Source organism: Micromonospora pattaloongensis, assembly GCF_900107255.1.
GTDB classification, from domain to species: Bacteria; Actinomycetota; Actinomycetes; order Mycobacteriales; family Micromonosporaceae; genus Micromonospora_I; species Micromonospora_I pattaloongensis.
In genome coordinates, this window is sequence record NZ_FNPH01000001.1 from 49,009 (window position 1) to 68,194 (window position 19,186).

A 19,186-nucleotide genomic window follows, 5' to 3' on the forward strand; every position below is an offset into this window, starting at 1 on the left:
ATGACCACCACCCCGACCCGGCCCGCTCCCGCCACCGCCGCCGCACCGCCGGGGGGCGCCGCCGCCCGCGTCCGCAAGAGGCTGAACACGCGGACCGCGACGGTCGTCTCGATCATCATCGCGGTCCTCTGGACGATCCCCACGTTCGGGCTGTTCATCTCCTCGTTCCGGCCCGAGAACGACATCAAGAGCACCGGCTGGTGGACGTTCTTCACGGACCCGCAGGTGACGCTGGAGAACTACCAGGAGGTGCTCTTCGGACGGACCGCGTCGTCGGGGCAGCTCGCCAGCTACTTCATCAACTCGCTCGTGATCACTCTGCCGTCGGTGCTCTTCCCGCTGGCCTTCGCCGCGCTCGCCGCGTACGCGCTGGCGTGGATCAACTTCCGCGGCCGCGACTGGATCTACATCTGCGTGTTCGCGCTGCAGATCGTGCCGCTGCAGATGGCGCTCGTGCCGTTGCTGAGCTTCTTCTCCGAGGGCGTCACCGTGGGCGGCGTGACGCTGCTGCCCGCCTGGGGACTCACCGGTGAGGAGCGGTTCATTCAGGTCTGGTTCGCGCACACCTGCTTCGCGCTGCCGCTCGGCATCTTCCTGCTGCACAACTTCGTGTCGCAGCTGCCGCGCGACCTGATGGAGGCGGCCCGGGTCGACGGCGCCACCCATCCCAAGATCTTCCGCACCATCGTGCTGCCGCTGATCACACCGGCGCTCGCCGCCTTCGGCATCTTCCAGTTCCTCTGGGTCTGGAACGACCTGCTGGTGGCGCTGATCTTCGCGGGCGGCGGCAAGCAGACCGCCCCGCTGACCGTCCGGCTGGCCGAACTGGCCGGCACCCGCGGCAACGAGTGGCAGCGGCTCACCTCCGGGGCGTTCGTGTCGATCGTCATACCGTTGATCGTCTTCCTGTCTCTGCAGCGCTACTTCGTCCGCGGCCTGCTCTCCGGGAGCGTGAAGGGCTGAGCTCACCGACCGTTCCGGGTCGGCGCAAGGTGACTGCCGTGACCAGAATCGACGACGTCGCCCGCCTGGCGGGCGTCTCCACCGCGACCGTCTCGCGGGCCCTGCGCGGCCTGCCGACCGTGTCGGACGGCACCCGGCAACGGGTGCTGGAGGCGGCGGCGCGGCTGGGCTACACGGCGTCGCCCAGCGCGTCCCGGCTCGCCGGCGGGAAGACCCGCTCGGTCGCGGTCGTCGTGCCCCGGATCACCCGCTGGTTCTTCAGCACCGTCGTCGAGGCCGCCGAGGAGGCGCTGCACCACGCCGGCTACGACCTGCTGCTGTACAACCTCGGCGGCCGGGAACGGACGCGGCAACGGCTGCTGCACACCACCAACCTGCACAAGCGGGTCGACGCCCTGATGCTGGTCGCCACCCCGCTGCAGGCGGCGGACGTCGCGATGATCGGCAAGCTCGCGCTGCCCGGCATCACGGTCAGCTCGGGCACCGACGTCCCCGGCTGGCCGAGCATCCGGATCGACGACGTCGCCGCCGCGCGGACCGCCACCGGTCACCTGCTCGCCCTCGGGCACCGCCGGATCGCGCACATCTGCGGCGACGGCGCCGACGAGCTGGCGGTCAGCACCCACCTCGACCGCCGCCGCGGCTACCTGGCGGCGCTGGCCGACGCCGGCGTACCGGCCGACCCGCGGCTGAACGTGGAGGCCGAGTTCACGATCGGCGGCGGCGAGCGGGCGATGACCGAGCTGCTGCGCCGCGAGCCGCCGCCGACCGCGGTCTTCGCCGCCTCCGACGAGATGGCGATGGGCGCGATGGCCGCGCTGCGCCAGGCGGGGCTACGCGTGCCGCAGGACGTCAGCGTGATCGGGATCGACGACCACGATCTGGCCGGGGTGGTCGGGCTCAGCACCGTCGCGCAGCCCGCCGCCGAACAGGGCCGACTCGCCGCACTGGCACTGCTCCGCCCGCTGCGCGACGGCACCGGGCACCATGATGGAGCGGATCCGGTGATCCTGCCCACACGTCTGGTCGTTCGTGAGTCGACCGCGCCACCACCGGGAAGCTAACCGACGCGGCCGGGAGGCGAGCAGCAGAAACGACGGGAGAGCGCCCTGAACACGCACGAGACGACTCGTACCGCCGCAGCCGGCGCCGCCGGACGCGCCCAGCGGCAGTGGTGGCGCAACGCGGTCATCTACCAGATCTACCCCCGCTCCTTCGCCGACTCCGACGGCGACGGCATCGGCGACCTGCCCGGCATCACCGCGCGCCTCGACCACCTCGTCGAGCTCGGCGTCGACGCGGTCTGGCTGTCCCCGTTCTATCCGTCCCCGCAGGCCGACGCGGGCTACGACGTGGCCGACTACCGCGACGTCGACGCGGTCTTCGGGCGGCTGGAGGACATCGACAAGCTGCTGCTGCGGGCGCACGCCCGCGGCCTACGGGTGATCGTCGACCTGGTGCCCAACCACACCTCGTCGGCGCATCCGTGGTTCGCCGAGGCGCTCGCCGCCGGCCCGGGCAGCGCCGCCCGGCAGCGCTACATCTTCCGCGACGGCCGCGGCGCCGACGGCGACCAGCCGCCGAACGGCTGGCGCAGCGTCTTCGGCGGCCCCGCCTGGACCCGGGTCACCTCCTCCGACGGGAAACCCGGCCAGTGGTACCTGCACCTGTTCGACGCCGGGCAGCCCGACCTCAACTGGGACCACCCGGAGGTCCGGGCGGAGTTCCGGGAGATCCTGCGCTTCTGGCTCGACCGCGGCGTGGACGGCTTCCGGGTGGACGTCGCGCACGGCCTGATCAAGCAGGCCGACCTGGCGGAGTGGCACTACCCGGAGGAGCCGCTCTCGGTCGAGCCGGTCGAGGGGCCGCGCCCGCCGATGTGGGACCAGGACGGGGTGCACGAGATCTACCGGGACTGGCGGGAGATCGTGGACAGCTACCCCGGTGACCGGGTGCTGGTCGCCGAGGCCTGGGTGCAGCCGGCCGAACGACTCGCCGCGTACGTGCGGCCCGACGAGATGCACCAGGCGTTCAACTTCGAATACCTCGAAGCCCCGTGGACCGCGACCGCCCAGTACGCGGTCATAGACCGGTCGCTGGCCGCGACCGGCGCGGTGGGGGCGCCGACGACCTGGGTCCTCTCCAACCACGACGTGCTCCGGCACGCCTCGCGGCTCGGCCTGCCGGTCGGGACCCGCCGGCCCCGCGGCATCGGTGCCGACGACCCGCAGCCGGACGGCGCCCTCGGTCTGCGTCGCGCCCGCGCGGCCACCCTGCTGATGCTCGCCCTGCCCGGCTCCGCCTACCTCTACCAGGGCGAGGAGCTCGGGCTGCCCGAGCACACCACGATGCCGGACGAGGCGCGGCAGGACCCGACGTGGCAGCGCAGCGGCGGCGCCGAGCGCGGCCGCGACGGCTGCCGGGTGCCGATCCCGTGGGAGGCGGACGCCCCGTCGTACGGCTTCGGGCCGACCGACGCCAGCTGGCTGCCACAGCCTCCGGTGTGGGCGGAGTACGCGCTGGACCGGCAGCGCGGCGTGGCCGGCTCGACGTACGAGCTGTACCGCACGGCGCTGCGGCTGCGCCGCGAACTCGGGCTCGGCGACGGCCGGCTGGAGTGGGTGGACAGCCCCGACGACGTGCTGGCGTTCCGCACCGGCGACCTGCTGGTGGTGACGAACTTCGGCGCGGAGCCGGCCGAACTCCCGGCCGGCGCGGAGCCCGTGCACACCAGCGCCCCGCTGGACCCCGACGGCCGCATCCCCACCGACGTCACCGTCTGGGCGCGCGCCTGACGGCGGACGCCCCCACCCGCTTGATCATGAGGTTTGCCGCACGGCCTCAGGCCATCCCGCGGCAAACCTCATGACCAACGCGTGGAGCCCGGCGCGTCAGGCCGTCCAGTTGAGCCAGATTTGGCCGGCGGTCAGGGCGCCGATCCAGATCACGGCGGCGGCGATGGGGACCAGCGGCACCAGCAACGGGCGGGAGCGCAACAGCCGGACCGCCACGGCGAGCAGCCCGGCCCAGACCATCATGAGCAGCACGATCGCCCACGACGGGGCGACCAGCCCGCTCACCGCGTACCAGAAGAGCATGAAGGCGTGACCGGCCAGGCCGAGCCAGCCGACCACCCGTGCCCACAGTGGAGCGTGTTCCATGGCTCCCACTGTGGGGCTCAGCGCGGCGCTCCGCCCTCCTCCGTACGGTCAGCACCGGCCCCGACGGCGACCAGCGCGCGGTCGGCCAGCAACTGCTCGACCCGCGCGATGTCGCGCGGCGCGGTGCGGGACGACAGCCAGTACATCAGGCCGGTGGGCACGAAGAAGAGCTGGAACAACGCGAGCCCGGCCGCGACGTTCAGCGGCGGCGGGAACGGCGCCTGCAGCGCCCGCAGCGCCACCGGGAACAGCGCGTTGCCGGCCGCCCGGCCGACCCCGTTGACGAGATTGCCGAGGCTGTAGACGGTGCCGCGGTGCTCCGGCGGGTTGACGTCGGCGATCAACGCGAACCAGTTCGGCGAGTTCGCCGAGGTCAGGGCGAGTGCCAACAGCGCGGCCAGCAGGCTCAGGCCGACCGTCGGCTCGGTGACGACGCTGGACAGCACCGCCCGCACCACCACGCCCGCCGACGCCCCGTCCGGCGCGTCGATCCGCATCGGGACGAAGAACAGCACCAGGTAGAACGGCACCGCCGCGAGGATGCCCACGGCGGCGACCAGCGCCCGGCCCCGGGGCGTACGCCGTTGCAGCCGGTCGCCGACCAGCCCGCCCACGATCGCGAACGCGCCACCGAGCTGGAAGAGCGTCGCGAAGACGCTCCCGACGATGATCGCGGTCCCCTCCGAGAAGCCCTGCGCCTCGGCGCGGCCCCGGAACAGCGCCGGCAACCAGACCAGCGAGCCGAACGCGATCTGCGCGGTGAGGCCCTGCAGCACGAGCCACACGTTCGTGCGCCGCCCGAGGATCCCCGGCAGGTCACGCCGGCTGATCCGGTAGTCGTACTCGCGGCCGACCGCGAACGCCGCCGCCAGCCGCGGCTCGCTCTCGCCGCGCCGGATGTCGTACGTGAACAGGTAGGCGACCGTCGCCGCCAGCCCGACCGCGGTCAGCACGAGGAACGGCCGGCGCCAGGCCTGGTAGCCCAGCAGCCCGCCGAGCAGCGTGCCGGCGAGCGTGCCGACGCCCTGGGACAGCCCCCAGAGGCTCATCACCAGTCCGCGGCGGCGAGGCGAGATGAGGTCGCTGACCACCGAGAAGCCCACCGACGCGACCGCGCCCAGCCCGACCGCCGCGACGAGCTGCGCCACGAAGAAGATCGGGTACGCGCCCGCGAGCCCCGTCCCCGCGGTGCCGGCCGCCCAGAACAGCGTCCCGGTCATCAGCAGCGGCTTACGGTGCCCGCGGTCACCCACGTACGCCCACGCGACCGCGGCCACCGCGCTGACCAGGAACGTCGCGGCCGTGACCGCGCTGATCGCGCCCTCGCCGACCCCGAAGGAGCCGCTGATCCTGCTGTAGAGCGGTGGGACGAGCCCGATCGCCACGTTGTCCAGCGAGGCGAGGACGGTGAAGACCACGACGCTGTAGCGGCGGTGGCCACGGCCGCCGCCGGACCGGGAGCGCCCGATGCCCATTCCGGCACTGAACCAGGCCACGGTCACGCTCGCATGCCGCCACGCCGCGCGCCCCACCCCCTGATCAGGTGGGGCGGCGATCCAGGACGTGGTCGCGGGCGGCGGCGTACTGCTCCCGGATGGCCGGGACCGGCTCGGCCTCGTACCGCTGGATCTCCGCCGCCGACCACGCGGGCGGCGCCTGTCCGCCGAGCGCGACCCAGGCGGCCTGGCGCGCGGCGCCGTCGGCGACGTACTCGCCGGGCGGCGGCACCAGGACCGGGCAGCCGAAGACCTGCGGCGCGATCCGGCGGACCGCCGCGGAGCGCGCCCCACCGCCGACGAGAATGACCCGGTTGACGGTGGCGCCCTGCGCGACCAGCGCGTCCAGGCCGTCGGCGAGGGCACAGAGCATGCCCTCCACCGCGGCGCGCGCCAGGTGCGCGGGGGTCGAGGAACCGAGCGTCAGCCCGTGCACCGCGCCCGTCGCCAGTGGACGGTTCGGGGTGCGTTCGCCCTCCAGGTACGGCACCAGGACGAGCCCGTCGGCGCCGGCCGGCGCGGCCAGCGCCAGGTCGGCGAGCTCGTCGTGGCCGACCCGGAGCAGCCCGGCCGCGGCGTCGAGCACCCGGGCCGCGTTGAGCGTGCAGACCAGCGGCAGGAACCGGCCGGTGGTGTCGGCGAAGCCCGCCACGGCGCCGGTCGGGTCGCCGGCCGGGGTCTCCGACACGCTGAAGACCGTCCCGGAGGTGCCGATCGAGACGACCACGTCGCCGGGGAGCGCGCCGACCCCGAGGGCGGCGGCGGCGTTGTCGCCGGCCCCGGCGCCGAGCGGGGCGCCGCTGCGCAGCGCGCCGGCGGTCGCGGTCGGCGCGAGCACCGCCGGCAGCAGCGGCTCGCGCCCGAAGGCGTGCACGAGCAGGTCGCGGCGGTAGTCGCCGGTGGCGGTGGACCAGTAGCCGGTGCCGCTGGCGTCGCTGCGGTCGGTGCGCAGCGCCTCCAGGCCGGTCGCGCCGGCCAGCTTCCAGGTGAGCCAGTCGTGCGGCAGGCAGACCGCGGCGGTCCGGGCGGCGGCCTCGGGCTCGTGCCGGGCCAGCCAGCGCAGCTTCGTGACGGTGAAGCTGGCGACCGGTACGGAGCCGGTCGCCTCCACCCAGGCGCGCCGGCCGGCCTCGCCGCCGCCGAACTCGTCGATCAGCTCGACCGCGTCCGGGGCGGACCGGGTGTCGTTCCAGAGCAGCGCCGGCCGGACCACCTCACCGGCCTCGTCGAGGCAGACCATCCCGTGCTGCTGGCCGGCGACCGACACGGCCGCCACGTCGTCCACTCCGCCCGCCTGGGCGATCGCGTCGCCGAGCGCCGTCCACCACGCGTCCGGGTGCACCTCGGTGCCGTCGGGGTGCGACGCCCGCCCCTCGCGCACCAACTCCCCGGTCTCCGCGTCGCGGATCACCACCTTGCACGACTGGGTCGACGAGTCCACCCCAGCAACAAGCGTCACGTTCGGCCCTTCCTGGCGTCATCGGAGGAAGATCGCCGTGATCAGGGAGCTGGGTCGGCGACGCGCTGGCGACACGCCGAACCCGTCCCTGATCACGGCGATCATGCGGGTTAGCGGGCGGCTAGGAGGTGTTCGAGGGCTAGCTGGTTGAGGCGGACGAAGTGGAAGCCGCGGGAGGCCACCGCATCCACGTCGAGGTCCTCGAAGGCGGTGGTGTCGGCTCGCAGGTCGGCGTAGGTCTCGCCGGGGTTGAGCGTCGGGGTGCGCAGCTCGTCGACCTTGCTGGCCGCCAGCGCCTCCTGCACCTCCGGGTCGGCGCGGAACGCCGCGGCCCGCTCCTTCAGCAGCAGGTAGGTGCGCATGTTGGCGGCGGCCGACGCCCAGACGCCGTCGAAGTCCTCGGTGCGGGACGGCTTGTAGTCGAAGTGGCGCGGGCCGTCGTACGCCGGGCCGCCGTCCGGGCCGCCGTGTTCGAGCAGGTCCACCAGGGCGAACGCGTTGAGCAGGTCACCGTGGCCGAAGACCAGGTCCTGGTCGAACTTCACGCCCCGCTGGCCGTTGAGGTCGATGTGGAAGAGCTTGCCGTGCCAGAGCGCCTGGGCGATGCCGTGCGCGAAGTTGAGCCCGGCCATCTGCTCGTGCCCGACCTCCGGGTTGAGCCCGACCAGCTCGGGGTGCTCCAGGCTCTCGATGAACGCCAGCGCGTGCCCGACGGTCGGCAGCAGGATGTCGCCGCGGGGCTCGTTCGGCTTGGGCTCGATGGCGAAGCGCAGGTCGTAGCCGCGGTCGATGACGTACTGCCCGAGCAGGTCGACCGCCTCGCGGTAGCGGTCCAGCGCCGCGCGGATGTCCTTGGCGACGTCGTACTCCGAGCCCTCGCGCCCGCCCCACATCACGAACGTCTTCGCGCCGAGCTCGGCGGCGAGGTCGATGTTGCGGAGCACCTTACGGAGCGCGAAGCGGCGCACCTGACGGTCGTTGCTGGTGAAGCCGCCGTCCTTGAAGATCGGGTGGCTGAAGAGGTTGGTGGTGACCATCGGTACCACCAGGCCGGTCTCGTCGAGCGCCTTCCGGAACCGGCTGATCTCGCCGTCCCGCGTCGCGTTGTCCGCGCCGAACGGGATCAGGTCGTCGTCGTGGAACGTGATGCCGTACGCGCCGAGCTCGGCGAGCTTGTGCACCGCCTCCACGGCGTCGAGCGGCGGCCGGCTGGCGTCGCCGAACTGGTCGCGGGCCTGCCAGCCCACGGTCCAGAGGCCGAAGGAGAACTTGTCGGCGGGAGTGGGCTGCGCTGCCATGCTGATCCTCCACGGAATGATTTGTTTAGCGATTGAATTATTTGAGCCGGCTGTGGCATTGTCAAGGCCATGAAAGCTGGCGGCCTCCGCACCCCGACCCGCCCCGCCGGCGACCGCCCCGTCCGCCAGGCCAGCCTCCGCGAGCACAACCTCGCGCTGGTGCTGCGGCACGTCGGCGCGGCGCCCCGGCCACCCTCCCGGGCCGACATCGCCGCCGCCACCGGGCTCACCCGGGCCACCGTCTCGGCGCTCGTCGACGACCTCATCGGCGGGCGACTGCTCACCGAGGTCGACCCCGCCCCGCGCAGCGGGGCCGGCCGACCCGCCGTGGGCCTGGTGCTCGGCGCGAACGGGCCCGCCGGGCTCGGCCTGGAGATCAACGTCGACTACCTGGCGGCCTGCGTCGTGGACCTCGCCGGCACGGTGCGGCACCGCGTCGCGCACCGCGCCGACCAGCGACCCCACTCCGCCGCCGAGGTGCTCACCCGACTCGCGGACCTCGCCGGCGCCGCCCGCGCCGCCGCCGACGCCGACGGGCTGATCCTGGCCGGCGCCGCGCTCGCCGTGCCCGGGTTGGTCACCGCCGACGGGCTGGTCCGGCTCGCCCCCAACCTCGGCTGGCGCGACGTCGACGCCCCCGGACTCCTCAGTGGACACCCGGCCCTCGCCGACCTGCCGCTGACCGTCGACAACGAGGCCAACCTCGCCGCCCTCGGCGAGCTGCACGCCGCGACCGCCGACGCCCCCAACTTCCTCTACATCTCCGGCGAGATCGGCATCGGCGCCGGGATCGTGCTGCACGGCACGCTGTTCCGCGGCGCGCGCGGCTGGAGCGGCGAGCTCGGCCACGTACCGGTCCGCCCCGACGGCCCCGCCTGCCGGTGCGGGTCGCACGGCTGCCTCGAGCAGTACGCGGGGCAGGAGGCGATCCTGCGGGCGGCGGGGCTCGCCGGTTACGGCCTCGCCCCGGACGCCGCGATAGTCCGACTCACCGAGCTGGCCACGGCCCGGGACCGGGACACCGTCGAGGCGCTCGCCGGCGCGGCCACCGCGCTCGGCGTCGCCGTCGCCGGGGTGGTCAACCTGCTCGACGTCGACACCGTCGTGCTCGGCGGCGTCTACGCGCCGCTCGCGCCGTGGCTGCGCCCCACCGTCGAGGCGGAACTCGCCCGCCGGGTGCTCACCGCCAGCTGGTCGCCGGTGGCGGTACGCCCGTCAGTGCTCGGTGGGGACGCCGCCGCGGTCGGCGCGGCCGGCTCGGTCGTCCGCGCCGTCCGGGACCACCCGGCCCGCTGGCTCGCCGGCGCCCCGGACTCCAGCGGCGGGGGCCGCTAGGCCGAGCGGGCCTCCCGCCCGCGCTCCCGACCCGCCCGCGTCGCCACGTCGAACTCCTGCAGACCGGCCAGCAGCGCCTGCCGCCCCGCCGGCGACATCGCCGCCAGCACCGTCGCCAGCCGCGCCCGCCGGGCGGCCCGCAACTGTTCGAGCAGCGCGTGTCCCGCGGGCGTCAGGTGCAGGGCGATCTCCCGGCGATCCGCGCGGCCGGGCTCGCGTTCGAGCACGCCGGCGGCGACCAGCCGGTCGCAGAGGCGGCTCGCGGACGACAGGATCATGCCGAGCCGGCCGGCGAGCCCCCGCAGGTTCACCCCGTCGCACTGCTCGACCACGAGCAGCGCCCGCAGCTGCGAGCTGGACAGCCGGCTCGTCGCCTGCTCCCGGGCGGCATCCCAGACCGCGAGCAGCGCTTCGGCGGCGGCATCGACCGCGGCCGCCGTGCTGAGGTCCGGTCCGTATGGACCATAGTGTTCGGGCATGGTGGGGACGAGACTACTCGTGCGATCAGCACCACCGACCGCACGAGAGGGCCCAATGCCGCACCGATTGGCCGACGTACGACGCGCACTCACCGACGCCCCCGCCGACCTGCTGGTCGAACACCTCGCCGAGGTGCTGCGCAAGCTCTACAACCTCACCGACGTGGCGTACTTCCAGGTCGACTACCGGCTCGCCGCGCTACTGCCGCTGCACGGCGGCGCCCCGCCGACCGCACCCGGCAGCCCGGCCTGGCGCAGCTTCGACCACCAGACCGAGGTGATCGCCGACGGTGCCCTTCACCTGCCGGTCGGCTCGCGGGGCGAGCGGATGGGCGTGCTGCGGCTCGCGCCGGCGGCGACCGAGCCCGAGGTACGGGCCGAGCTGTCCGAGGTCGCCACGCTGCTCGGCCACGAGCTGGCCGCCGTGGACGCCACCACCGACCGGTACCGCGTCGCCGCCCGCTCCCGCCGGTTGACCCTCGCCGCCGAGATGCAGTGGGAGCTGCTGCCCGGCCGCAGCCGGCGGGGCACCGCGTTCAGCCTCGCCGGGCAGCTCGAACCGGCGTACGCCGTACGCGGCGACAGCTTCGACTGGGCCGATGACGAGCGCCGGCTCTGGCTGTCGGTGATGAACGGGATGGGCGAGGGCGTCGCCGCGGCCACCGCGACCTGCCTCGGCACGTACGCGCTGCGCAACGCCCGCCGGGCCGGGCTGGACCTCGCCGATCAGGCGGCCCTCGCCGACCAGGCGCTCTACGCGCATTACACCGGCGTCCAGCATCTGGCGGCGCTGCTGATGGAGCTCGACCTCGCGACCGGCACGCTGACCGTCGTGGACGCCGGATCGCCACGGCTGATCGTGCAGCGGGACGGGGAGCTGCACCACCAGGAGCTGGAGCAGCAGTTCCCGCTGGGGATGTTCGACGGCACCGTCTACCACGAGCAGCGGCTCGATCTGTCGGTTGGCGACCGGCTGGTGGTGGTGAGCGACGGCGTCCTCAACGCCGCGAAGGAAGCCGGCCGGTACGGGGAGGCGACGCTCGAGCGGTGTCTGCGGCGTACCCGTTCGCTGCCGCCGATGGAGGCGGTGCGCGCGGTCGTGGGCGACCTGCGCGCGTTCGTCGGCGGCGACCTGGTCGACGACGCGGTCGTGGTCTGCCTCGACTGGACCGGGCCGGGCCGCTGACGCGGGTCGCCGGACGCACCCGCGGCGGGGTGCGACCCGCCGGTCAGTACGCGCCGCGGCGCCGGATGACCGCGCCGAAGGTCTTCCACAGGATGGTGAGGTCGGCGGCGAGCGACCAGTTCTCGACGTAGTAGAGGTCGAGCCGGATGCCGTCCTCCCAGGACAGGTCCGACCGCCCGCTGACCTGCCAGAGCCCGGTCATCCCCGGCTTCACCAGCAGCCGCCGCGCGACGTCGCCGTCGTAGCGCGCGACCTCGGCGGGCAGCGGCGGGCGCGGCCCGACAAGGCTCATGTCGCCGAAGAACACGTTGGCCAGCTGCGGCAGCTCGTCCAGCGACCACTTCCGGAGAAACCGGCCGACCCGGGTGACCCGCGGGTCGCGGCGCATCTTGAACATCAGACCGTCGGTCTCGTTCTGCCCGGCGAGCGTGCCGAGCAGCTCGTCGGCGTTGACCACCATGGTGCGGAACTTGTAGACGTGGAACTCGCGTCCGCCCCGACCGACCCGGATCTGCCGGAACAGCACCGGGCCGCGGGTATCCAGCTTGACGGCGAGCGCGATGACGGCCATCACCGGCAGGGCCAGGGTGAGCGCCAGCAGCGACAGCGCGCGGTCGACGAGACCCTTGACGAGCTTGCGCGCGCCGCGGAACTCGGGCGCCTCGACGTGGATGAGCGGCAGCCCGGCGACCGGCTGCATGTGGATCCGCGGGCCGGCGACGTCGGTCAGCGCCGGCGCGAGCACCAGGTCGATGCCGGTCCCCTCGAGCTGCCAGCCGAGGCGGCGCAGCCGGGCGGCGGTCAGCTCGCTGGAGGCGGTCACCGCGACGGTGTCGGCGCCCGCCGCCACGGCGGAGCCGACGATGTTGCGGAACGAGCCGGTGACGGGCACGTCGCCGAGCATCTGCGGCACCGGGGCGAGCAGCACGTCGGGGATGCAGGTGCCGACCACCCGGTAGCCGGCGTACGGTTCCCGGCGCAGCGTGTGCACCAGTTCGAGCACGTGCGGGGTGTCGCCGACGACCAGCACGCGGCGGAACCAGCCGGTGCCGTGGCGCCGGGCCCGGTGCAGCCGCTTGCGCGCGGCGAACCGCGCCCCGATCAAACCGACCGTGCCGACGGCGAAGGTGATGCCGAGAAAGCCCCGGGAGACCCCGACGTCGGCGATGTAGCCGGCGATGGCGACCGCGCCGGCGACCCGCAGGCTGGCCGTGCCGACCCGCCGGTACTCGTCGGCGCCGTAGCCGAGAACCCGGTCGTCGTAGCAGCGCATCAGCCGCAGCGAGAGCAGCCACGCGAGCACCAGCGCGGGGACGACCAGCAGGTAGGAGATCTCGGCGCCGGACGGTTGGGCGCCGCGGAACCGGGCGAGGTAGCCGCCGAGCACGGCGAGCAGCAGCACGGCCGCGTCCAGCACGACCATGCTCCGGACGTAGTTCCGTTCCCGGGCCTGCCGGGTCGCGGTGGGCGCCTCGGCGGCGACGTGCGGAGCCGTCACCACCGGGCCGAGGAGTGTCCCCGACGTCACTAGCCCTCCCCCAGCTCCGTCGTCCCGCCGAGCGCCGCGCACCTGCGTGCGCGGTACCACTTCGGCGATCTTCACTCATGCCATCACGGAACCGCCGGTTGCGACAGATTCCCGTCACTTCGGGGTGACAAGCGGAGCGGAGAATTACACGGAACGCAACGACAAACGGACGGGCCGTGACCGACCCGTCCGTTTGTCGTGCCCATGACCGCTGGTTACTTGGCCGGTGCCGGCCGCCGCGCGATCGCGTTCAGGAAGATGTCACCGATCTTCGTCGGGTCCTCCGCGACGAACGCACCGCCGCCGGTGGCCTTCACGATGGACTCCAGCTCGGCCTTGTTGACCTCGTTGCCGATGCCGATCATGATCACCTGGATCGGGCGCTTCGGGTCCTTGATCCGCTTCAGCTCGGCGAGCAGCCTGGCCTGGGTGAGGCCAGCCGGGTTCTCGTTCTTGCCGTCGGTCATCACCACGATCGAGTTGACCCGGCCCGCCTGCCAGCCCTCCTGCGTCGTCTTGTACGCCGCGAGGACCGAGTCGTAGAGACCCGTGCTGCCGTTGCGCTTCGGCTTGATCGAGGCAAGGTTCGCCGTCAGGGAGCTGCGCTGGGCGGTCAGCGGCCCGATCGCCGCCAACTCCCTGTACGGCTTGCTGCCGTCGAGTTCGGTCGAGAAGATCCAGAGACCGACGGCCCAGGAGTCGTCGAAGAGGGCCAGGCCACGCTGGGCCGCGTTGAGCGTCACCGCCATCCGGGTCGCGCCGCCGGCCGTCGGCACCGGCGTCTCCATCGAGCCGGAGACGTCGAGCACGGCGAGCATCCGGCCCGGCAGGGTGACCGCGGTCCAGGCCGAGATCGCCCGGTCGACGCTGGCCGGGTCCAGCCCACCCGCGGCCTTGCCGCCGGCGTCCGGCGAAGCGGCCGGGGCGGACGTGCCGGCCGGGCTGGGCGCGCCCGGCGGCGCCGAGAAACCGGCGCCCCAGGTGCCGTCGGGGGCGCGCAGCCCCCGCTCTCCCAGCCGGTTGCGGAAGGCACCGGTGCCGAGCACCTCGAAGAGCCCCTGCGCCGCGCCGGCCTTGGCCGGGTCGGTGCCGGGCATGACCGCGAACGGGTAGTCGAGCGACGGCGGTGCCGGCTCGAGGTAGAGCGCGGCCAGCGGGATCGGCGGCTTCGCCTTGTTGTACTCGATCACGTCCTCTTCGGACAGCGGCGCGGCGCTGAGCGCGGAGGCGACCGCGGCGGCATCCGAGGAGCGCGGGAAGCGCGCGATGAGATCCTCGCGCAGCGCGGACTTACCGGTGGCGAGCGCCCGCAGCGCAGCCGTGCTCGCCTTCCCCACGGCCTCGGGGTTGCCGGCCTGCTGGGCGGCCGCGCTCAGCGCGAGCAGTCCGGAGAGGCCGGCCGCGTCGCGGCTCGGCTCGACGATGCCGGTGCGCAGGCTGGTGCCCTGCGTCACCTGGGTGAGCAGGTCCTTCCAACCCAACTGCTTGTTGGGCCAGCCCAGCGTGCCGGCGACCGGCTCGGGCATCGCGACCACCACGGGGCTGCGCGCGACGGAGCCGCCGTTGCTCGGGGCGAAGCCCGAGGCGGCCAGGCTCAGCCGGGCGAGCCAGGTCGTCGAGTCCGGGATCCACACGTCGGGCGCGACGGCGGTGCCGCTCGCCTGACCGACGCCCGCGAGCGCGATGCCATGCTGACCGGCCACCACGGCGGCGACGTCAACCGGGTCGCTCGCGGCCACCTGCACCGCGACGCAGACGCCGTCGACGGCTCCACCGTCGGCGCTCCACTGCGTGGCGGCGGCCTGGACGGCGGGCGCGATCTCCGGCGCGGCGGCCACGGTCAGCGGTAACTGACCCTCGCAGCTCGGCCCGGCGAGTTGCCGGTACCCGAACCACCCTCCTACCAACACGACAACAAGCGCCATCGCTGCTGCGATGGCGCCCATTCCCCCGAACCGACTACGTATGCGATGGCGGCCTGACACGGCACCCATGATGCGGATTCGGAGGCCGGACTGCCAGGTACGTTCGGACGAAAGTTACGTAGGAGAAACACTTGATCTGGATTTGGCTACAGATTGTGACCCCACCATCCCGCTAAGTCCGAAAATCCGCGTTGGACGCTCCGCAAATTCGCCTAAGAGCCAATTAACCCTCGGGCCTAGTTCTAGGGCCGAACGCGGCTATTCCGGCATAACGCACGTTGGACTCGGCGTATCGAACGGTGCACCCACCGCGACCGGCAGCCCGGTATCCGCGTCCAGCCGGAACACGCCGACCGAGTGCGACCGCTCGTTCGCGACGTAGAGGTGCTCGCCGATGATCGCGAAGTGTCGCGGCCACCGCCCACCGGTCGGCACCTCGTCGACGTAGCGCGGCTGTTCGCCGTCCAACGCGAACACCGCCACCGTGTCGGGCCCGCGGTTGGCGACGTAGAGGAACCGGCCGTCGCCGCGGACCGCGATCTCCGACGGCTGCACGTGCCCCGCGGCGGCGCTCGCCGGCAGGCTGCCGCGCTCGTGCAGCACCCCCGCCCCGTCGATCTCGCAGACGGTCACCGTCGCGTCGAGCTCGCCGACCAGGAAACACCGCCGCCCGTCCGGGTGCCGGGCCAGATGCCGCGGCCCCGCGCTGGGGCGCTGCCACACCGGCCCGCCGTACGGGACCAGCCGCCCCGCGGCGGCGTCGAGGTCGTACCGGTAGACCGAGTCGGTGCCGAGGTCGACGGCGAGCAGCGACGCGCCGGAGGGATCGGGCGACACCATGTGCGGATGCGGGCCCGCCTGGCGCTCCGGGTCGACGCCGTGCCCCTCGTGCGCGAGCAGGTCGGTGCGCTCCCCCGGCGCGCCGGTCGCCGGTTCGAGCGGGTGCAGCGCCAGACTGCCGGTGCCGTAGTTGGCGACGACCAGGTGGCCGTCCCCCGGCGCGACCGCGGCGTGGCACGGCTCCGCGCCGCCGGTGGCCGCGCGGCCGAGCGCGACGAGTGAACCCCCGTCGCCGATCGCCCACGCGCTGATCGCGCCGGCCTCGACCTCGTTCGTCGCGAAGAGCACCGGCAGCGTGGGGTGCCGGACCAGGAACGACGGCGACGGGGTGGCCGCGACCAGCCCGATCGGCTCCAGGCGGCCGTCGTCGGGCCGGCGGCGCGCCGCCACGATCCCCTCGCCCCGCCCGCCGCCGCTGGCCGGCGTGTAGCACCCGATAAAGACGATCGTGCCGTCAGCCACCGCAGCTCCACCTCCGCGTTCCGCCACCTGTGATCCAACCAGAACGTCGGTGGCAGCGCCCGCCGTCGCTGACCGCCGCGAAATCCTATAGGATTCGTTCCGGACGGCCACTCCCCGGCGAGGCGGCCCGGCGACGGAGGGAGAGCCATGCGACCGGCGCGCCGGCTGACCCTCACCGACGACGTCTACGAATCGGTCCGGGCGCTGATCATGGATCACGCGGTCGCCCCTGGCGAGCGCGTCAACATCGACGCCCTCGCCCGCCAACTCCAGGTCTCGCCCACCCCGGTGCGGGAGGCGCTCGCCCGGCTGGAGTCCGACGGTCTGGTCCGCAAGCGGCCGCTCGCCGGCTACACCGCCGCGCCGCTGCTGACCCGCGCGGAGTTCGAAGAGCTGGTCGAGATGCGGCTGGTGTTGGAGACGGCCGCCGCGCGACGCTGCGCCACCCGCACCGCGGCGCGCGAAGGCGCGGACGGCGTCGACGTGGCGGCGTTGCGGCGCGAGGCGGACCTACCGGGCCCCACCGCCGACAGCGGGTACGCCGGCATCGCCGCCTTCACCGCCCGGGACGCGCGCTTCCACAACCTGCTCGCCGAGTTCTCCGGCAACCGCATGCTGCACGAGGCCGTCGTGCGGCTCCGGCCGCACCTGCACCTGTTCCGGCTGCACTTCCCGACCACCCACCACGACACCAGCGCGCGCGAGCACCACCGGGTGGTCGACGCGGTCGCGGCCGGCGACCCGGACGGCGCCGACGCCGCGATGCGGGCCCATCTGCTGGCGGCCCGGGAACGGCACCTGCCGTACTTCACCGAGGAGGGCTGACGCGATGCGGATCGCGCTCTTCGTGACCTGCGTCAACGACCTGATGTTCCCCCGCACCGGCCAGGCGGTGGTGCGGATCCTGGAGCGGCTCGGGCACCGGGTGGAGTTCCCGGAGGCGCAGAGCTGCTGCGGGCAGATGCACGCCAACAGCGGCTACCGGGCCGAGGCGCTGCCGCTGCTGCGCGGCTTCGTCGACACGTTCGCCCCGTACGACGCGGTGGTCGCGCCGTCGGGATCGTGCGTGGCGATGGTGCGCGAGTCGTACCCCCGGTTGGCCGCCGGCGACGCGGAGCTGTCGGCGGCGGTCGCCGCGCTCGCCCCGCGCACGTACGAGCTCTCCGAGCTCCTCGTTGACGTGCTCGGCGTGACCGACGTCGGCGCGCACTTCCCGCACCGCGTCACCTACCACCCGACCTGTCACGGGCTGCGGATGCTGCGGCTCGGCGACCGTCCCCAGCGGCTGCTGCGGACGGTGCGCGGCCTTGAGCTGGTCGAGCTGCCGGGCGGCGAGGAGTGCTGCGGGTTCGGCGGCACGTTCGCGATGAAGAACGCGGACGTGTCGGCGGCGATGCTGGCCGACAAGTGCGCGGCGATCCGCGGCACCGGGGCCGGCTACGTCGCGGCGGCCGACAACTCGTGCCTGGCGCACATCGGCGGCGGCCTCTCCCGCGGCGGCGGTGGGGTGAGTGCGCTGCACTACGCGGAGATCCTCGCCGGCCTGGTCGACGGCGGGAAGACGGACGGCGCGGCATGAGCGGCACCGGCAACATCGTCGCCCGGCTGCCCTTCCCCACCGCCGCCCGGAACGAGCTGGCCGACGCCCAGCTGCGGGCCAACCTGCGCCGCGCCACCCACACCATCCGGGACAAGCGGCAGCGGGTGGTCGCCGAGGTGTCCGACTGGGAGGCGCTTCGGGTCGCGGGCGCCGCCATCAAGGACGACGTGCTGGCCCGGCTGCCCGAGCTGCTGGAGCAGTTCGAGGCGGCGGCGACCGCGGCCGGCGCGACCGTGCACTGGGCCCGGGACTCCGCCGAGGCGTGCGCGGTGGTCACCGAGCTGGTCCGGGCGACCGGGTCCACCGAGGTGGTCAAGGTGAAGTCGATGGCCACCCAGGAGATCGGGCTGAACGAGGCCCTGGCCCGGGCCGGCATCGCCGCCGTCGAGACCGACCTGGCGGAGCTGATCGTGCAGCTCGCCGACGACACCCCGTCGCACATCCTGGTGCCCGCGATCCACTACAACCGCGGCCAGATCCGGGACATCTTCGCCCGGCGGATGCCCGGGGTCGACCTCGCGGCCCTCACCGACGAGCCCGCCGCGCTCGCCGAGGCGGCCCGCCGGCACCTGCGCGCCAAGTTCCTATCCGCGAAGGTGGCGATCTCCGGGGCGAACTTCGCGGTCGCCGAAACCGGCACGCTCGCGGTGGTGGAGTCCGAGGGGAACGGGCGGATGTGCCTGACGCTGCCCGAGACGCTGATCTCGGTGGTGGGGATCGAGAAGATCGTGCCGACCTTCCGCGACCTGGAGGTCTTCCTGCAGCTGCTGCCGCGGTCGTCGACCGGCGAGCGGATGAACCCCTACACCTCGCTCTGGACGGGCGTGACGCCCGGCGACGGGCCCCGGACGGTGCACATCGTCCTGGTCGACAACGGGCGCACGGACACGCTCGCGGATTCCGTGGGTCGGCAGGCGCTGCGCTGCATCCGCTGCTCGGCCTGCCTCAACGTCTGCCCGGTCTACGAACGCGTCGGCGGCCACGCCTACGGCTCGGTGTACCCCGGCCCGATCGGCGCGATCCTCTCGCCCCAGCTGACCGGTGCCGGCGCCAACCGCACCCTGCCGTACGCCTCGACGCTCTGCGGGGCGTGCTTCGACGCCTGCCCGGTGCGGATCAACATTCCCGAGGTCCTCGTCCACCTGCGACAGTCCGGGGTGGACGCCGAGCGACGCCGCCCGTCGGCGGAACGCACCGCGATGCGGGCGATGTCCTGGGTGATGCGCGATCGCCGCCGGTACGCGGCGGCGCTGCGCGCCGCCCGGCGCGGATCGGCCCCGCTGCGGCTGGCCGCGGGCAGGCGCGGCGTCGTACGCCGGCTGCCGTGGCCGCTGTCGGCCTGGACGGCCAGCCGGGACGCCCCGCTGCCGCCGCAGCGGACGTTCCGGGAATGGTGGGCGGCCCGGGAAAGGGACAACACACCGTGAGCGCGAGGAGTGAGCTTGCGAGCCCCG

16 protein-coding genes are annotated in these 19,186 nt (G+C 73.7%); 8 read left to right on the forward strand and 8 right to left on the reverse strand.

The window, feature by feature from the left end; translation table 11 throughout:
* From BLW47_RS00290 to BLW47_RS00300, 3 genes are read left to right on the forward strand one after another with little or no spacing between them, the layout of a single operon-like run.
* Window positions 1-963 carry a carbohydrate ABC transporter permease gene (locus tag BLW47_RS00290; protein ID WP_091549940.1) on the forward strand — a complete coding sequence of 321 codons (963 nt, stop codon included), beginning with the start codon at window positions 1-3 and terminating at the stop codon, window positions 961-963.
* Between the two features lie 38 nt (window positions 964-1,001).
* Window positions 1,002-2,027 (forward strand): LacI family DNA-binding transcriptional regulator, encoded by a 1,026-nt coding sequence (locus BLW47_RS00295; protein WP_091549942.1) that lies wholly within the window; start codon window positions 1,002-1,004, stop codon window positions 2,025-2,027.
* Window positions 2,028-2,072: 45 nt separating this feature from the next.
* Window positions 2,073-3,758, forward strand: coding sequence for a glycoside hydrolase family 13 protein (locus BLW47_RS00300; RefSeq protein ID WP_091549943.1), 1,686 nt, complete (start codon window positions 2,073-2,075; stop codon window positions 3,756-3,758).
* A 96-nt stretch (window positions 3,759-3,854) separates the two neighbouring features.
* On the opposite strand, the gene BLW47_RS00305 is transcribed toward BLW47_RS00300, so the two are convergent.
* The 4 genes from BLW47_RS00305 to xylA form a co-directional block, all read right to left on the reverse strand.
* Window positions 3,855-4,124: a hypothetical protein gene (locus BLW47_RS00305; RefSeq protein ID WP_139307120.1), complete on the reverse strand. Its 270-nt coding sequence runs from the start codon at window positions 4,122-4,124 to the stop codon at window positions 3,855-3,857.
* A 17-nt stretch (window positions 4,125-4,141) separates the two neighbouring features.
* Window positions 4,142-5,599 (reverse strand): MFS transporter, encoded by a 1,458-nt coding sequence (locus tag BLW47_RS00310; RefSeq protein ID WP_091549947.1) that lies wholly within the window; start codon window positions 5,597-5,599, stop codon window positions 4,142-4,144.
* 64 nt (window positions 5,600-5,663) lie between these two features.
* On the reverse strand, window positions 5,664-7,079 hold the full coding sequence (xylB, locus tag BLW47_RS00315; RefSeq protein WP_091549949.1) for a xylulokinase: 1,416 nt from the start codon (window positions 7,077-7,079) through the stop codon (window positions 5,664-5,666).
* Between the two features lie 110 nt (window positions 7,080-7,189).
* Window positions 7,190-8,377 carry a xylose isomerase gene (xylA, locus tag BLW47_RS00320; protein WP_091549952.1) on the reverse strand — a complete coding sequence of 396 codons (1,188 nt, stop codon included), beginning with the start codon at window positions 8,375-8,377 and terminating at the stop codon, window positions 7,190-7,192.
* 69 nt (window positions 8,378-8,446) lie between these two features.
* Between xylA and BLW47_RS00325 the strand changes: the two genes are divergently transcribed.
* Window positions 8,447-9,712 carry an ROK family transcriptional regulator gene (locus BLW47_RS00325; RefSeq protein WP_175543450.1) on the forward strand — a complete coding sequence of 422 codons (1,266 nt, stop codon included), beginning with the start codon at window positions 8,447-8,449 and terminating at the stop codon, window positions 9,710-9,712.
* Here the strand turns inward: BLW47_RS00325 and BLW47_RS00330 are convergent.
* Window positions 9,709-10,191 carry a MarR family winged helix-turn-helix transcriptional regulator gene (locus BLW47_RS00330; protein ID WP_175543451.1) on the reverse strand — a complete coding sequence of 161 codons (483 nt, stop codon included), beginning with the start codon at window positions 10,189-10,191 and terminating at the stop codon, window positions 9,709-9,711. The two genes, BLW47_RS00325 and BLW47_RS00330, sit on opposite strands and share 4 nt — an antisense overlap.
* Window positions 10,192-10,246: 55 nt before the next feature.
* Between BLW47_RS00330 and BLW47_RS00335 the strand changes: the two genes are divergently transcribed.
* A complete protein-coding gene (locus BLW47_RS00335) occupies window positions 10,247-11,377 on the forward strand; it encodes a PP2C family protein-serine/threonine phosphatase (RefSeq protein WP_091549954.1) in 1,131 nt (376 codons plus the stop codon).
* Window positions 11,378-11,420: 43 nt separating this feature from the next.
* Here BLW47_RS00335 and BLW47_RS00340 read toward each other — a convergent pair whose 3' ends face one another.
* The 3 genes from BLW47_RS00340 to BLW47_RS00350 form a co-directional block, all read right to left on the reverse strand.
* On the reverse strand, window positions 11,421-12,905 hold the full coding sequence (locus tag BLW47_RS00340; protein WP_425435293.1) for a sugar transferase: 1,485 nt from the start codon (window positions 12,903-12,905) through the stop codon (window positions 11,421-11,423).
* Window positions 12,906-13,120: 215 nt separating this feature from the next.
* A complete protein-coding gene (locus tag BLW47_RS00345; RefSeq protein ID WP_245736240.1) occupies window positions 13,121-14,830 on the reverse strand; it encodes a VWA domain-containing protein in 1,710 nt (569 codons plus the stop codon).
* Window positions 14,831-15,088: 258 nt separating this feature from the next.
* On the reverse strand, window positions 15,089-16,132 hold the full coding sequence (locus BLW47_RS00350; RefSeq protein ID WP_091549958.1) for a lactonase family protein: 1,044 nt from the start codon (window positions 16,130-16,132) through the stop codon (window positions 15,089-15,091).
* A gap of 147 nt (window positions 16,133-16,279) precedes the next feature.
* On the opposite strand from BLW47_RS00350, the gene BLW47_RS00355 reads away from it, so the two are divergent.
* From BLW47_RS00355 to BLW47_RS00365, 3 genes are read left to right on the forward strand one after another with little or no spacing between them, the layout of a single operon-like run.
* A complete protein-coding gene (locus BLW47_RS00355; RefSeq protein ID WP_091549960.1) occupies window positions 16,280-16,957 on the forward strand; it encodes a GntR family transcriptional regulator in 678 nt (225 codons plus the stop codon).
* A gap of 4 nt (window positions 16,958-16,961) precedes the next feature.
* Window positions 16,962-17,711 carry a (Fe-S)-binding protein gene (locus BLW47_RS00360; protein WP_091549962.1) on the forward strand — a complete coding sequence of 250 codons (750 nt, stop codon included), beginning with the start codon at window positions 16,962-16,964 and terminating at the stop codon, window positions 17,709-17,711.
* Entirely contained in the window at window positions 17,708-19,159 is a 1,452-nt protein-coding gene (locus BLW47_RS00365; RefSeq protein WP_091549964.1) for a LutB/LldF family L-lactate oxidation iron-sulfur protein, read from the forward strand. The genes BLW47_RS00360 and BLW47_RS00365 overlap by 4 nt, the downstream gene beginning before the upstream one ends.
* The last annotated feature ends 27 nt before the right edge of the window (window positions 19,160-19,186 follow it).